This window comes from Burkholderia sp. BCC1985 (genome assembly GCF_905339915.1).
In the GTDB taxonomy this organism is placed as follows: Bacteria; Pseudomonadota; Gammaproteobacteria; order Burkholderiales; family Burkholderiaceae; genus Burkholderia.
On sequence record NZ_CAJPGY010000014.1, the window covers coordinates 121781 to 135168 of the forward strand.

Here is a 13388-nt window from a genome sequence, read left to right on the forward strand (position 1 = left end):
TCTTTCAATGGTTCGGTGTGCGAGTGGTTCAGAGCGAGCGGAACGCATCGCTGTGGCGCGCCCAGACCGCATACATCGCGAGCGCGGCCACCAGCAGAGCGCCGATGATGATCAGGTCGGTCGGCTTCGTCGCAGTCGCGAGCGTCGTATAGAGCGTGTATGCGGCACCCGCAACCGCGACGAGCGGCGTCACCGGCCACAGCGGCATCCGGTAATGATGCTCGACGTCGCGGCGCACGAGCCGGCTCGCGAGCGCGGCCAGCCCGACGACCAGGTAGATCAGCAGCAGCAGGTCGACCGTGAACGCGGTCAGCTCGTCGAGGCTCGACACGAACACCAGCCCCGACGACGGCACGGCGAGCGCGAGCGTCGCGAGCCACGGCGATTCGAAGCGCGGATGGATCGTCGAGAACGCGCGGTTGCAGGTGCGCGACCAGAGCGCATGGCGGCCGCTGCTGTACAGCAGGCGCCCCATCGTGATCACGATCGCGATGATCGCGTTGAATACCGACAGGAAGATCCCGCCGCTGACCGCGCGCGACACCGCCGGGTTGCTCAGCGAGCGCACGACATAGCCGATCGGGTCGGCGCTCTTCGTCAGTTCCGTCAGCGACGGCGCGCCGAGCACGATCGCGGTGAGCGGAATCAGTTCGACGACGAGGATCACCAGCAGCGAGTAGATCACCGCCTTCGCGACGTTGCGGTTGCCGCCGCGCAGGTCTTCCGCGAGATAGGCGGCGGAGCCGAAGCCGTTGTAGCAGAAGATCGCCGTGCCGATCGCGGGCACGATCGCCGCGAGCGTGGCCGGCACCAGCGCATTGCCGCTCGCGACGACCGGCGCGACCAGTGCGTCCGCGCCGCGATGCGGCGAGCCGAAGCCGAGCCCCGCAATCAGCATCAGCACGCCGATCTCGACGACGAGAAACGCGCCGGTGATCCATGCGTTCGTCTTGATGTTCAGCATGCCGAGCACGTAGCTGAGCAACACGATCGTCAACGCGACCGACTGGTTGCTGAAGTGCGTGCCGAGCGCGTTGTTCAGGTAGGGCGCGGCACCGCTCGCGAGCACCGCGGGAATGAACACGCTGACGGACAGCACCGTGATGAAGGTCAGATAGCCGGGCAGCGTGCCGAACACGCGTTTGGCCATCACGTATTCGCCGCCCGCGCTGCGGTGCGCGGCGCTGAGCTCCGCGTAGCAGAGCGCGAACGCGAGCGCGAGCACGCCGCCGAGCAGGAACGACAGCACCGCGCCGCTGCCGGCCTGCTGGATCGCGAACGGCGCGATCACGAAGATCGAGCTGGCGGGCGTCACACCCGACACGGTGATCATCACCGCGTCGCGCACGCTGAGCGTCTGCGACAACGCGCGCGGCGCGCCTTCCGTGGCAGGCGTCGCTTGCAGCGTGCCCGTCGATTCCGACATCATCGCCATTTCGTTCTCCTGTTGCTTCTGTCCTGCGCTTTTTTGAACACCCATACTCGGGCCCGATTGATTGCGTGGCAGTCTAGGAAGCCAATTTCAGGACCGCTATTCCCCCTTCGTGTTACACCCTTCGGTGGTGATATGGATCGACTCTTCTCCGAAATCGCGATGCACCAGGCGCTCGGCCGCGCGATCGATCATCTCGGCCAGCCGCGCTTCTGGCGTTTCCTGGTGCTGCTGCTCAACGAAATGGTGCCGTTCGACAACGCGCTCGCGACCGCGATTGGCCGCGACGGCGTGCCGCTCGTGCTCGACGAATACGACACGGGCGGCACCGACAGCGCATCGCCCGTGCCGCTTTACCTCAACGGGTTATATCTGCTCGATCCGTTCCTGCAGGCCGCGCACGACGGGCTCGCCGACGGCTGCTACCGGCTCGAGGAGGTCGCGCCCGACCTGTTCCGGCAGAGCGAGTATTTCCTGAACTACTTCCGCCACGCGGTCGGCGACGATGAAATCCAGATCCTGCTGCGGCCGAACCCCGACCTGCTGCTGTCGTTGTCGCTCGGCGCGGCCGCGCGCTTCGACGTCGAACCGCTCGGCAAGCTGACGGCCGCGATGCCGTGGGTGCTCGCGACGATCCGGCAGCACTGGCGGCTGGTGGGCGATGCCGCGCGCGTGACACCCGACGACGATCTCGGCGCGCGCGTCGAGCAGGCGCTCGCGCGCTTCGGCGCGGGCGTGCTGACCGATCGCGAGATGTCGATCGCGCGAATGGTGCTGCGCGGCAATTCGTCGAAGGCGATCGCCGAGCGGCTGGCGATTTCACCGGAAACGGTGAAGGTGCATCGGCGGCATCTTTACGCGAAGCTCGGGATCTCGTCGCAGCCGGAGCTGTTTTCGCGGTTCATTCAGGCGCTTGGAGAGGATGCGGCGGGGTAAGCGCGACACGCCGCCGCGTTACGACAATGCGACGTCCGCCGCCAGCCCGGTCGGCGCGATCGCCACGTGCAGGGCGCGCTCGGGCCGCAACGTCACGTTCAGCGCCGCGCGCGGCGCCGCCATGCCGGGCGGCACGGACAATTCATGGCGCTGCAGGATCATCGCCGCCACCACCGTCATCTCCGTCATCGCCAGATGCTGCCCGAGGCACACGCGCGGCCCCGTGCCGAACGGCATGTAAGCGCCGCGCGGAATCGCCGGTGCGTCGTCGGCGAAGCGCTCGGGCCGGAAGGCCCGCGGTTCCGGAAACCATCGTGCATCGTGATGCATCAGCTGAATCGGCAGCATGAACAGCGTCCGCGCGGGAAACCGCCATGCGCCCAGCGCGACCGGCCGCAATGCGCGACGGCTGATCAGGATCGGTGCCGCCGGATACAGGCGCATCGTTTCCTCGAGCGTCTGCGTCAGGTAGCGCAATGCGGGGCGCGTGTCGGCGGTCGGCGCACGGCCGCCCAGCACGCGCACGACCTCGTCGCGTGCGGCGGCCTGCGCGGCCGGATTCGCGGCCATGTTCCACACCCACCAGGTCAGCGTGGCCGCGGCCGTCTCGTGGCCGGCCAGGAATGCCGTCATGCACTCGTCGTGCACGGCCCGCAGCGGCCATGCGTGCCCGTCGGCGCGGTGCAGCCGCAACAGGCGCGACAGCAGGTCGTCCGGCCAGCCGTGCTCCGGCATGTCGAGACGCGCACGCAGTTGCCGGTCGATCAGTCCGTTCAGCACCGCCAGCGCCCGCGCCTTGCCGCGCTTCCACGGCATCCAGTCCGGCGCGCTGGCCGGCTGGTAGAACTCCGCGTTCGCCGCCGCGCCGACCGTGCGCACGGCCTCTTCGGCAACGCGCGCGTCCGCGCCGATCGCATCCGAGAACATCGTGCGCATGATCACGTCCATCGCCAGCGACGTCAGCGCGCTCTCGACCGGCCAGTGTGCGTCGCACGCGGGCCACTGCGCGAGCGCACGACCGGCTGTCGCGGCGATCGACGGCACGAACGCCTGCACCGGCTTCGGCGCGAAGTTCGCCTGCAGCGCGTGCCGCTTGTCGCGCCATGCGTCGCCCTCGGCGACCAGCACGCTGTGCCCGTGAACCCGCGAGAACACGCGGATGCCGCGTTCCCAGCGCACGAACGCATCGTGATGCGTGACCAGCAGCTCGCGCACGAGCGCGGGATCGGTCACGATCACCGCATGTTCGGGCCACATGCGCAGGTGCACGACGTCGCCATGCGCACGCTGCCAGCCTGCGAGCGCGCCGGTCAGGTCGCGCGACATCGCGCGCAGCAGCGGCCACCCCGTCAGGCCGGCTCGCGGCCCCGGCGGCCATACGCCGGGCGGGTGAAGCACGGGCGACGCATCAGCGGCGTCCGCATGAAACGGGCATCGGGAAGAGGATCGTGGGTTCATGCTCCGGATTGTCCGGATCGACACGCTGCCGGTCTTGAACGCAAACGACATCGACACGTGCGGCGCCGGTCCCTATACTCCGGCGTCATGCCCTCCGGTCCGTCTCCGAATCCGTCGCCGTGTCCCGATCCGTACGCGCGTGCGCCGCGCGTGCGGTGCGACGGCCGATCGCCGCCCACGCGGCTGTATCCGCCGCCGGCCGCGCTGCGAGGCGCGGTCGTCGCGATCGTCTGCCGCGACACGCGCGGCTTCACGTTGAGCGACGCGCAGCGGCTCACGCATTTCCCCGCGTCGCCGATCGTCTGCCTGTCGTGGTATCGCGGCTTCGACGTCGGGCTCGTCCGGCCCACGGGCGACGGCCCCGTATGGCGGCCGTTCGGCGCATCGGCGACGCTGTCGGGCAGCCAGTCGATGCCGGTCGCGAGCTGGGCGCCGACGGGCGGACAAGGCGGCATCGTCTGCCTGCATGCCGATGCTGCGCGCGCGCTGTTCGGCGTCGCGCTGCCGACGATCCACGACACCTTCGTCGACGCACATGCATGCCTCGACGACAGCTGGCGGCCGCTGCTCGATGCGCTCGCCGGTGCCGAGCACGACGACGACGCACTGGCCGCGCTCGACCGACACCTCGCGCCGCGCTGGCATGCGCTGCGCGGCAGCGTGTCGCCGCTGTGGTCGCTGCGCGATGCCGGGCGCAGCTGGGTCGGGCGTCTCGCGTCGATCGCGCGCGAATGGCGGCACACCCACAGCCCGCGCCAGGTGGAACGGCGCATCAAGGCGTACAGCGGGCGCTCGTTGCGCGACTGGCAAATGCTGGTGCGCACCGAAGGCGTGTTCTTCGCCGCGCGCGACCGGCAGGACGCCGGACAACCGGTCGACTGGGCCGCGCTCGCGCTGGACGAAGGGTTCGCCGACCAGGCGCACCTGAGCCGCGCGACGCGGCGCATCACGGGCTTCTCGCCAACCGAGTTCGTACGGCGCTTCGCCGAGGACGAATCGTTCTGGATGTACCGGCTCTGGGTGTGACCTGCCGCTGCACGTCGCGCGTCAACCGCCCGATTCGATGAACCCGCCATCGGGCGCCTGATGCGGCACGTACCAGCCGAAATACACCTCGGCCTCGACGATCCGGCCGTCGCGGACCCGCAACCGCTCCGCATTCCGGAACCGCCGGCCGGCGGTCGTCGCGGCTTCGTACACGACGAACACGTATTCGCCGTGCACGGCGACGTCGACGAACTCGAAACCGGCGAGCATCGCGCTGTTCGGCCAGCAGCGCGCGAGATACGCGTCGCGATCGAGCCGGTTGTCGAGCGGGCTCGTGAAATGGAAGTCCGGCGCGATCAGCGCTTCGATCGCATCGCGGTCCTTGTCGACATACGCGCGATAGCTGGCGCGCGCAACCTCACCGGGGTCCTCTGGCATCGTCGTTACCTCCGCAAAGAGTCGGGGCGACGCGACGGCACGCGTCGCCCCGAGGTATCGATGAAACGCGGGCGGGCGGCACGCGCGAGCGCGGCCCATCCTGCGTTCACAGATGAGCGCGCCGGCCCGGCGCGATGCCATTCGCGAAAACCCGCACCGGCCGGTCCGCACGCGACGCACCGCGCGTTCTGCCGCAGGCAGCCGCATTCAGCCGCATTCAGCCGTAGGCAGCCGATGCCGCGGTTGCCCGTTTCCGCACGCGCGGGCATGATGTCCGGCAGCGTGCCGGCCGCACCCGTCCGCTTCGGCGGCCGTCGGCGGCGTCGGCGGCGCAATCGGCACGTCGCCCCTGCACCGCCTCCGGCATCATCGAGCAATCCGCGTGCCGGTCCCGGCCGCCCCTCTCACCGAGCCCATGTCACTACGCGCATTCAGAACCCTGGTCGCGATCGCCCGATACCGCACCTTCGCGCGCGCCGGCGAAGCGATCGGGCTCACGCAGTCCGCCGTGAGCCTGCAGGTCAAGACGCTCGAAAGCGAATACGACGTCCGGCTGTTCGACCGCTCGCGCCGCCAGCCGGTACTCACCGAAGCCGGCAAGATCCTCGTCGCGCAGGCCGAGCAGGTGCTCGCGATGGTCGACCGGATTCCCGATGCGCTCAGCGACGAGAAGAAGCTCGTCGGCCGCCTGCGGATCGGCGCGATCCATACCGCGCTGTCCGGCCCGCTGCCCGATGCGCTGCTCGCGCTGCGCGATGCACACCCGTCGTTGCGCGTGCACGTATCGGCCGGCATGTCGGCCGAACTGGCGAACCGCGTCGCGGCCGGCGAACTCGACGCGGCGATCACGACGCGCCCGGTGCGCCCGCATCCGGCGGAACTGACGTGGACCACGCTGTACGAAGACCGCTTCTGGCTGCTCGCGCCGCCACACTACGCGGAGCGCGACGCGGGCACGCTGCTCGAGGCGCTGCCGTTCATCCGCTTCGACGCGCAGGCGTGGGCCGGCCGGATGATCGCCGCCGAGCTGCGCCGCATCGGCGTGCGCGTGCGCGAGGAGATGGTGCTCGACAGCGCGGAGACGATCGCGCGGATGGTGGCGCGCGGGCTCGGCGCGGCGATCGTCGCGCTCCCCGACGCGACGCTCGCGCGGCTGCCGCCCGTCACGCGCTTGCCGTTCGGCCAGCCGCAGATGGGCCGCGCGGTCGTGCTGCTCGAACACCAGTCGCGTCCGGCCGAGCGTTTCGCACGTGCGCTGGCCGCCGAAGTCAGCGCATCATCGATGAGAATTTCTCATTGAACACCCGATAATTCACCATTATTCCTGCTGCTTGCGCGTGTTAACTTGGCGGCATCGTCACTCTTTCGATTGCGTGCCGCCATGTTGCCCGCCGGATGGATTCCCGCTTCGTTCCGATGCGCCGCCCGCCGGCCGTCCCGCCCGCGTCGCCTGAAGGCGCGTCGATGATCGGCCCGATCGTGCTCGCGCTCGCGCCGGTCGCGCTGCTGGTCGCGCTCGGCCACGGCCTGCGGCGCACGGGCTTCATCGCCGATGCGTTCTGGCCGCACGCCGAGCGGCTTTGCTATTACGTGCTGCTGCCCGCGCTGTTCGCGCACGGTCTCGCGACTGCGCGGCTGCAAGCGCTGCCCGTCTTGCCGCTCGCGGCGGCGCTGGTCGGCTCGACCGTGCTCGTCGCGGCGCTGCTTCTGCTGATCCGCCGGTTCGTGCAGGTCGACGGCGCCGGGTTCACGTCGGTGTTCCAGGGCGCGGTGCGCTTCAACAACTATGTCGGCACCGCCCTCGCCGCCGGACTGTTCGGCGCGCACGGCATCGCGCTCGCGGCCGTGTGCGTCGCGGCGATCGTGCCGACCGTGAACCTGATGTGCGTGCTGGTGTTCGCGCGCTACGGCGACACGCGGCTCGGCGCGTGGGCGCTCGTGCGCCAGATCCTGTCGAATCCGCTCGTCGTCGGGTGCGCGCTGGGGATCGCGATGCAGGCCGCCGGCCTCGCGTTCCCGGCCGCCGTCGAACCGGCCGTGCGCGCGCTCGGCGCCGCATCGATGCCGCTCGGCCTGCTGTGCGTGGGCGCGGCACTGAAGTTCGACGCGGCGCGCGGATGGATGCAGCCGATGTGCATCGCGTCGGCGTTCAAGTTCATGGCGATGCCGCTCGCCACGCTCGCGGCCGGCCGCCTGTTCGGGCTCGGCGATGCCGCGCTGACCATCGCGCTGCTGTTCCAGGCGCTGCCGACTTCGTCCTCGTCGTACATCATGGCGCGCCAGCTCGGCGGCGACGCGCCGCTGATGGCCGGCATCACCGCGTTCCAGACGATCGCCGCCGCGCTCGCGATGCCGGCCGTGCTGACGGCGCTCGCGTCGGCGCCGGTGTTTCGCTGACGGCGTGGCACCGTTGCCGAATGCAACGAGATCGGCAATCGCGATTCAACAGCCACCGGACCGACCTGAATCCGCCCGTCGCGGAGTCGATATCGTACGCCGCGATCGCACAGGCATCGCCGTCGCGCTGCCCGGCGAGCCGTTGTCCGAGTCGATGCTCGCCGACGGCGCGCGTGATCGCGGGGCGTCGCACCGCCCCATCGCGCGCGGCGTTGATGCACGGCAGCACCTGCGGCACCACTTCGCGCCGCTGCGGGGACGGATGTCGAATACCGCTGCGCGCGCAACCCCCGCGACGTTGCGCGACGCCTACGCGCCGCCGATGCGCCCCCGGTTCTTCTCGCAGCCCCGCGAAAAACCGCCTATGGTGAATGAAGCGGGTCCGTTCCGCCGTCATTCGACTTCGCGTCGCTCGCACCGGCGGCCACGGCGCCGCGTTCCGGCACCATTCCCCGCGCTCGCGCGCACGCCCGGCCGTGCGCGCGAGCGCGCCGCCCACCGGACTACAAGGAGGTAATCATGAAAGCCGTGCTGCTCGTCAGCTCCGCCCTGCTCGCCATGGCGTCCGTTTCGGCCTCGGCGCAAGGCTCGATCACCAAGGTCGAAAACGGCGCGCTCGTCGCCGCGAACGGAATGACCGTCTACACCTTCGACCAGGACAAGCCCAACGCCGGCACCAGCGCATGCAAGGGCCAATGCGAGTCCTTCTGGCCGCCGTACAAGGCCAGCGCGACCGACGTCCCGGTCGGCCCCTACACGATCGTCAAGCGCGACGACGGCAGCCCGCAATGGGCCTACAAGGGCAAGCCGCTGTACTTCTTCGCGAAGGACATGAAACAGGGCGACCGCAACGGCGACAACTTCAAGAACATGTGGCACGTGGTCGCGCCGTAAGCGTTCTTTCCCCGTCTTCAGCGTCGGCACGACCGCCGCACATGTAAAAAGGCCCGCCCCGATCGTCGACCGGGGCGGGCTCGTGCGCTCTTGCGCGGGCCGCGTGGCGACACACGCCGAGCGGCGCGCGTCGCGTTGCGGCCCGATCGCGCGTCAGCGCGTCAGCGGTTCGACGGGAAGCTGAACACCGTCCCTTCGCGCACGCCGGCTGACGGCCAGCGCTGCGTGATCGTCTTGCGCTTCGTATAGAACCGCACCGCATCCGGGCCGTACGCGTGGAGATCACCGAACAGCGAGCGCTTCCAGCCGCCGAACGAGTGGTACGCGACCGGCACCGGCAGCGGCACGTTGATGCCCACCATGCCGATCTGGATGTTGTCGCTGAAGTAGCGCGCCGCTTCGCCGTCACGCGTGAACAGGCACGTGCCGTTGCCGTATTCGTGCGCGTCGATCAGCGCCATCGCCTCGTCGAGCGACTTCAGGCGGATCACGCCGAGCACCGGCCCGAAGATCTCGTGCTGATAGATCGGCATGCCGGGCTTCACGTTGTCGAACAGGCACGGGCCGAGGTAGTAGCCGCCGTCGTGGCCGTCGACCTTCACGCCGCGGCCGTCGACGACGAGCGTCGCGCCGGCCGCCACGCCCGCCTCGACGAAACCCGTCACCTTCTCGAAATGCTGCTGCGTGACGAGCGGCCCCATGTCGACGCCGGCCCCGTTGCCCGGGCCGACCTTCATCTTCGCGATCTCGGCCTGCAGGCCTTCGACCACCTTGTCGCCGGTTTCCTCGCCGATCGCGACGACCAGCGGAATCGCCATGCAGCGCTCGCCGCACGAGCCGTACGCGGCGCCCATCAGCGCGTTCACCGCGTTGCCGATGTCGGCGTCGGGCATCACGACCGCGAAGTTCTTCGCGCCGCCGAGCGCCTGCACGCGCTTGCCGTGCGCACAGCCGGTCGAGTAGATGTATTCGGCGATCGGCGTCGAGCCGACGAAGCTCACCGCCTTCACGCGCGGGTCGGTCAGGAGCGTGTCGACGGCTTCCTTGTCGCCGTTCACGACGTTCAGCACGCCCGGCGGCAGGCCGGCCTCGAGCGCGAGCTCGGCCATGCGCAGCGTCGACGACGGCGTGCGCTCGGACGGCTTCAGCACGAACGCGTTGCCGCACGCGACGGCCATCGGCCACATCCACAGCGGCACCATCACCGGGAAGTTGAACGGCGTGATGCCGGCGGCCACGCCGAGCGCCTGGAATTCGCTCCACGAATCGATCGCGGGGCCGACGTTCTTGCTGTGCTCGCCCTTCAGCAGCTCGGGCACGTAGGACGCGTATTCGACGTTCTCGATCCCGCGCTGCAGTTCGCCCATTGCGTCGGCGAGCACCTTGCCGTGCTCGGCGGTAATCAGCGCGCACAGTTCGTCCGCATGCTCCTCGAGCAGCGTCTTGAAGCGGCTCATCACGCGCGCGCGCTTCAGCGGCGGCGTATTGCGCCACGCCGGGAACGCGGCCTGCGCGGACGCGATCGCGGCTTCGACGGTCAGCTTGTCGGCGAGCGCAACGCTCTTGTGCGATTCGCCGGTAGCCGGGTCGAACACCGGCTGGACGCGGCTGCCGCCGTCGACGCGCTTGCCGTCGATCAGGTGGCCGAGGGTGGAGGTCACATTGCTGTCGTGTTTCATCGTTCAGGCTCTTTCGTGAATTCGGTTGTCGCGGGAAAAGGGCCGCGGCTCAGTCCACTTCGTTCAGCGCGTCGGACAGCGCGTTCACGAGGTTGTCGATCTCGCGCTTCTCGGCGATGAACGGCGGCGCGAGCTGGATCGTGTCGCCGCCGTAGCGCACGTAGAAGCCCTTCGCCCAGCAGCGCATCGCGATCTCGTACGGGCGCCGTGCCGGCTCGCCCGGCAGCGCCGCGATCGTCAGGCCGGCCGCCAGCCCGTAGTTGCGGATGTCGGTGATATGGCGCTGGCCCTTCAGCCCGTGCACGGCCGCCTCGAAATGCGGCGCGAGATCGCGCACGCGGGCCACCGCGTCTTCCTTCACGAGCAGGTCGAGCGCCGCGACGCCGGCCGCGCACGCGACCGGGTGCGCCGAATACGTGTAGCCGTGCGGGAACTCGAGCATGTACTCGGGGCCGCCCGCGGCCATGAACGTGTCGTAGATTTCCTTCGTCGCGATCACGCCGCCGAGCGGCTGCACGCCGTTCGTCACCTGTTTCGCGAAGTTCATGATGTCCGGCACCACGCCGAACGCGTCGGCGCCCGTCATCGCGCCGGCACGGCCGAAGCCCGTGATGACTTCATCGAAGATCAGCAGGATGTCGTGCGCGGTACAGATGTCGCGCAGGCGCTTCAGATAGCCCTTCGGCGGGATCACCACGCCAGCCGAGCCGGAGAACGGCTCGACGATCACGGCCGCGATGTTCGACGCGTCGTGCAGCGTGATCAGGTCGAGCAGGCGGTCGGCCAGGTCGGCGCCGTTTTCCGGCATCCCGCGCGAGAACCGGTTTTCCGCGAGCTGCGTGTGCGGCAGGAAATCGGCGTCGATGCCCTGGCCGAACAGCTTGCGGTTCGCGCCGATCCCGCCGACCGAGATGCCGCCGAAGTTCACGCCGTGATAACCCTTCTCGCGGCCAATCAGGCGCGTTTTCGTGCCCTTGCCCTTGGCGCGCCAGTACGCGCGGGCCATTTTCAGCGACGTGTCGGCCGCTTCCGAGCCCGAGCCGGTGAAGAACACGTAGTCGAGGCCGGCCGGCGTCAGGTCCTTGATCTTGTTCGCGAGCTCGAACGACTTCGGATGACCGAACTGGAACGCCGGCGCGTAGTCGAGCTGCGCGACCTGGCGGCTCACGGCTTCCGTGATTTCCGTGCGGCCGTGACCGAGGCCCGTGCACCACAGGCCCGACAGGCCGTCGAAGATCTTGCGGCCTTCGCCATCCGTGTAATACGCGTCCTTCGCCGACACGATCATGCGCGGATCGGACTTGAACTGGCGGTTCGCCGTGAACGGCATCCAGTGGGCGTCGAGCCATGCGGCGTCGGTGCGGAGGTTCGTCTCTTCCTGCTGCTTGGCGATGGTCGTATCGGTCATGTCGGTCGGCGCGGCGCGCCCCTCCTTCTTGTGTTGATGTTGCGCATTGTCGGGACGACAATTAGTCTCTTCAATATCGCAATATCAATGTTCACTTGCTCATCTATGCAAGCAAAGAAACCGAAGAGCCGCGCGCTGCTCGGGCAGCTCAGCGACATGGATCTGCGGCTGCTGCGGGTCTTCAAGGGCGTCGTGCAGTGCGGCGGGATGGCGGCGGCCGAACTCGAGCTGAATATCGGCATCTCGACGATCAGCCGGCACGTGAAGGATCTGGAAACGCGCCTCGGCCTCGTGCTGTGCCGGCGCGGCCGCGCCGGCTTCACGCTGACCGCCGAGGGGCAGACGGTGTACGAGGAAACCCTGCGCCTACTCGCGTCGATGGAGGCATTTCGCAGCAGGATCGACGGTATTCACGACAAGATGGGCGGAGAACTGCACGTCGCCGTGTTCGACAAGACCGCCACCAACCCGCAGGCGCGGCTCGGCGACGCGATCCGCCAGTTCGCGGACGAGGCGCCCGACGTCGCGCTGAACCTGCATGTCGCGTCGATCAACGAGGTCGAGCGCGGGATCATCGACGGCAGCTATCAGGTCGGGATCATCCCCGCGCACCGCAGCTCGGGCAGCCTCGTGTATTCGGAACTGTTCGACGAGCGGATGCTGCTGTACTGCGGCCGCCAGCACCCGCTGTTCGACGCGCCGCACGGCAAGCTCACGTGGACGACGATCCGCAACCATGCGTTCGCCGGGCTCGGCTTCCATTCGCCGAACATGGAACTGAGCCATCGCGCGAAGCTCACGCGCAGCGCGACGGCGTCGGACCAGGAATCGATCGCGACGCTGATCCTGTCCGGCCGCTATCTCGGCTTCCTGCCCGACCATTACGCGGAGAGCTTCGAAAACAAGGGGCTGATGCAGCCGATCGCGCCGCACCGCTTCAACTACCGGTGCCGATTCGTGAGCCTGCTGCGGCGCTCGCCGCGGCCGTCGCGGGCGGCGCTGCTGTTCCAGTCTTGCCTGGAAGCCGCGCATGCGGCGCCGCGACCGGGCGACGACAGCGCCGCCGCGTAGCCCGGTTCAGGCTTCGCCCGCGCTGGCGTCAGGCCGCGACCGTGGCAGCCGCCCGCTCGCGCTCTGCGATAATGCGCACTTCCCCGTTTCCGCTCTCCCTCCGCCATGACGCAGCCGTCCGCCCCGCTCTCCACCGACCTGCCGCCGATTTCGTGCCTGCCCGGCGACGCGCTGCCGTGGCTGCCGATGAGCGCCGACCTGCCGGGGCTCGCGATCAAGTATCTGCATATCAATGCGGCGGAAGACACGCTGACCGCGCTGCTGAAGATGCCGGCCGGCGGCACGCTGCCGCGCCATCGCCACGACGGCGAGGTGTTCGTCCATACGCTGCAGGGTGCGTGGCGCTACCGCGAGTACGAATGGGTCGCGCAGGCCGGCTCGACGGTGCTCGAACCGGCGGGGTCGGTGCACACGCCGGAAACGCTCGGCGCGCCCGGCGACGACGTGATCACGCTCAACGTGATGCGCGGCGACCTGGTGCTGCTCGACGACGACGGCCGCGAGACCGCACGCGAGAATTGCCGCGTCGCGCTGCTGCGCCAGCGCAAGCATGCGCGTACTGCGCCGCACGATGCGGCGCCGTTTGTTACGCGGTAAGTCATGCGATAAGACAGGCGATAAGACAGGCGGAATCGTCGCGTCACGATCCGCACGGTGCCGGCACGCGCCAGCGCGCGGATGGCCGCCG

The 13388-nt window shown here is 69.1% G+C and carries 12 protein-coding genes; 7 read left to right on the top strand and 5 right to left on the bottom strand.

Annotated features, from left to right (window positions below):
• Positions 1 to 28: 28 nt before the first annotated feature.
• A complete protein-coding gene (locus U4Z31_RS16685) occupies positions 29 to 1435 on the bottom strand; it encodes an APC family permease (RefSeq protein ID WP_044843045.1) in 1407 nt (468 codons plus the stop codon).
• Positions 1436 to 1567: 132 nt separating this feature from the next.
• Here U4Z31_RS16685 and U4Z31_RS16690 point away from each other — a divergent pair, with 132 nt between their 5' ends.
• Complete coding sequence (locus U4Z31_RS16690; protein ID WP_044843044.1) at positions 1568 to 2368, top strand: helix-turn-helix transcriptional regulator; 801 nt, start codon at positions 1568 to 1570, stop codon at positions 2366 to 2368.
• Positions 2369 to 2386: 18 nt separating this feature from the next.
• On the opposite strand, the gene U4Z31_RS16695 is transcribed toward U4Z31_RS16690, so the two are convergent.
• Positions 2387 to 3694 (bottom strand): cytochrome P450, encoded by a 1308-nt coding sequence (locus U4Z31_RS16695; RefSeq protein WP_415750288.1) that lies wholly within the window; start codon positions 3692 to 3694, stop codon positions 2387 to 2389.
• 219 nt (positions 3695 to 3913) lie between these two features.
• On the opposite strand from U4Z31_RS16695, the gene U4Z31_RS16700 reads away from it, so the two are divergent.
• Complete coding sequence (locus tag U4Z31_RS16700) at positions 3914 to 4852, top strand: helix-turn-helix domain-containing protein (RefSeq protein WP_321810877.1); 939 nt, start codon at positions 3914 to 3916, stop codon at positions 4850 to 4852.
• A gap of 21 nt (positions 4853 to 4873) precedes the next feature.
• Here U4Z31_RS16700 and U4Z31_RS16705 read toward each other — a convergent pair whose 3' ends face one another.
• Positions 4874 to 5251, bottom strand: coding sequence for a nuclear transport factor 2 family protein (locus U4Z31_RS16705; protein ID WP_044843042.1), 378 nt, complete (start codon positions 5249 to 5251; stop codon positions 4874 to 4876).
• Positions 5252 to 5666: 415 nt separating this feature from the next.
• On the opposite strand from U4Z31_RS16705, the gene U4Z31_RS16710 reads away from it, so the two are divergent.
• From U4Z31_RS16710 to U4Z31_RS16720, 3 genes are all read left to right on the top strand, one after another.
• On the top strand, positions 5667 to 6551 hold the full coding sequence (locus tag U4Z31_RS16710; protein ID WP_124484892.1) for a LysR substrate-binding domain-containing protein: 885 nt from the start codon (positions 5667 to 5669) through the stop codon (positions 6549 to 6551).
• Between the two features lie 164 nt (positions 6552 to 6715).
• On the top strand, positions 6716 to 7648 hold the full coding sequence (locus U4Z31_RS16715) for an AEC family transporter (RefSeq protein WP_124519507.1): 933 nt from the start codon (positions 6716 to 6718) through the stop codon (positions 7646 to 7648).
• A 519-nt stretch (positions 7649 to 8167) separates the two neighbouring features.
• The gene (locus tag U4Z31_RS16720; protein ID WP_044843040.1) at positions 8168 to 8542 is read left to right on the top strand and encodes a hypothetical protein; all 375 of its coding nucleotides are present in this window, start codon (positions 8168 to 8170) and stop codon (positions 8540 to 8542) included.
• Positions 8543 to 8703: 161 nt separating this feature from the next.
• Here the strand turns inward: U4Z31_RS16720 and U4Z31_RS16725 are convergent, their stop codons facing one another.
• On the bottom strand, positions 8704 to 10221 hold the full coding sequence (locus tag U4Z31_RS16725) for a CoA-acylating methylmalonate-semialdehyde dehydrogenase (RefSeq protein ID WP_321810878.1): 1518 nt from the start codon (positions 10219 to 10221) through the stop codon (positions 8704 to 8706).
• A gap of 49 nt (positions 10222 to 10270) precedes the next feature.
• Positions 10271 to 11629, bottom strand: a complete 1359-nt coding sequence (locus tag U4Z31_RS16730) for an aspartate aminotransferase family protein (protein WP_044843038.1) — start codon at positions 11627 to 11629, stop codon at positions 10271 to 10273.
• Positions 11630 to 11734: 105 nt separating this feature from the next.
• Between U4Z31_RS16730 and U4Z31_RS16735 the strand changes: the two genes are divergently transcribed.
• Together U4Z31_RS16735 and U4Z31_RS16740 are read left to right on the top strand one after the other, a co-directional pair.
• Positions 11735 to 12700, top strand: a complete 966-nt coding sequence (locus U4Z31_RS16735; protein ID WP_257772540.1) for a LysR family transcriptional regulator — start codon at positions 11735 to 11737, stop codon at positions 12698 to 12700.
• A 105-nt stretch (positions 12701 to 12805) separates the two neighbouring features.
• Positions 12806 to 13297 (top strand): 2,4'-dihydroxyacetophenone dioxygenase family protein, encoded by a 492-nt coding sequence (locus U4Z31_RS16740; RefSeq protein WP_044843036.1) that lies wholly within the window; start codon positions 12806 to 12808, stop codon positions 13295 to 13297.
• Positions 13298 to 13388 lie beyond the last annotated feature (91 nt).

Bases quoted from the DNA above. Each gene is read 5' to 3' on its own strand.
- U4Z31_RS16685 (WP_044843045.1), bottom strand. From the start codon at position 1,435: ATGGCGATGATGTCGGAATCGACGGGCACGCTGCAAGCGACGCCTGCC.
- U4Z31_RS16690 (WP_044843044.1), top strand. From the start codon at position 1,568: ATGGATCGACTCTTCTCCGAAATCGCGATGCACCAGGCGCTCGGCCGC.
- U4Z31_RS16695 (WP_415750288.1), bottom strand. From the start codon at position 3,694: ATGTCGCGCGACCTGACCGGCGCGCTCGCAGGCTGGCAGCGTGCGCAT.
- U4Z31_RS16700 (WP_321810877.1), top strand. From the start codon at position 3,914: ATGCCCTCCGGTCCGTCTCCGAATCCGTCGCCGTGTCCCGATCCGTAC.
- U4Z31_RS16705 (WP_044843042.1), bottom strand. From the start codon at position 5,251: ATGCCAGAGGACCCCGGTGAGGTTGCGCGCGCCAGCTATCGCGCGTAT.
- U4Z31_RS16710 (WP_124484892.1), top strand. From the start codon at position 5,667: ATGTCACTACGCGCATTCAGAACCCTGGTCGCGATCGCCCGATACCGC.
- U4Z31_RS16715 (WP_124519507.1), top strand. From the start codon at position 6,716: ATGATCGGCCCGATCGTGCTCGCGCTCGCGCCGGTCGCGCTGCTGGTC.
- U4Z31_RS16720 (WP_044843040.1), top strand. From the start codon at position 8,168: ATGAAAGCCGTGCTGCTCGTCAGCTCCGCCCTGCTCGCCATGGCGTCC.
- U4Z31_RS16725 (WP_321810878.1), bottom strand. From the start codon at position 10,221: ATGAAACACGACAGCAATGTGACCTCCACCCTCGGCCACCTGATCGAC.
- U4Z31_RS16730 (WP_044843038.1), bottom strand. From the start codon at position 11,629: ATGACCGATACGACCATCGCCAAGCAGCAGGAAGAGACGAACCTCCGC.
- U4Z31_RS16735 (WP_257772540.1), top strand. From the start codon at position 11,735: ATGCAAGCAAAGAAACCGAAGAGCCGCGCGCTGCTCGGGCAGCTCAGC.
- U4Z31_RS16740 (WP_044843036.1), top strand. From the start codon at position 12,806: ATGACGCAGCCGTCCGCCCCGCTCTCCACCGACCTGCCGCCGATTTCG.